The sequence below is a fragment of the Shigella sp. SIG6 genome, from assembly GCF_053555815.1.
The window spans coordinates 1-672 of sequence record NZ_JBQZXC010000302.1; the positions used below are offsets into that span (position 1 = coordinate 1).

Annotated in this window: 1 protein-coding gene; it reads left to right on the forward strand. The window is 53.7% G+C overall.

All coding sequences use genetic code 11. The features are described 5' to 3' along the window. Position 1: 1 nt before the first annotated feature. A partial coding sequence (locus tag ACUU1M_RS20495) for an AadA family aminoglycoside 3''-O-nucleotidyltransferase (protein WP_001334793.1) occupies positions 2–672 on the forward strand: 671 nt, incomplete at its 3' end.

Below are 672 nucleotides of genomic sequence, written 5' to 3' on the forward strand. Positions count from 1 at the left end.
GGTGATCGCCGAAGTATCGACTCAACTATCAGAGGTAGTTGGCGTCATCGAGCGCCATCTCGAACCGACGTTGCTGGCCGTACATTTGTACGGCTCCGCAGTGGATGGCGGCCTGAAGCCACACAGTGATATTGATTTGCTGGTTACGGTGACCGTAAGGCTTGATGAAACAACGCGGCGAGCTTTGATCAACGACCTTTTGGAAACTTCGGCTTCCCCTGGAGAGAGCGAGATTCTCCGCGCTGTAGAAGTCACCATTGTTGTGCACGACGACATCATTCCGTGGCGTTATCCAGCTAAGCGCGAACTGCAATTTGGAGAATGGCAGCGCAATGACATTCTTGCAGGTATCTTCGAGCCAGCCACGATCGACATTGATCTGGCTATCTTGCTGACAAAAGCAAGAGAACATAGCGTTGCCTTGGTAGGTCCAGCGGCGGAGGAACTCTTTGATCCGGTTCCTGAACAGGATCTATTTGAGGCGCTAAATGAAACCTTAACGCTATGGAACTCGCCGCCCGACTGGGCTGGCGATGAGCGAAATGTAGTGCTTACGTTGTCCCGCATTTGGTACAGCGCAGTAACCGGCAAAATCGCGCCGAAGGATGTCGCTGCCGACTGGGCAATGGAGCGCCTGCCGGCCCAGTATCAGCCCGTCATACTTGAAGCTAG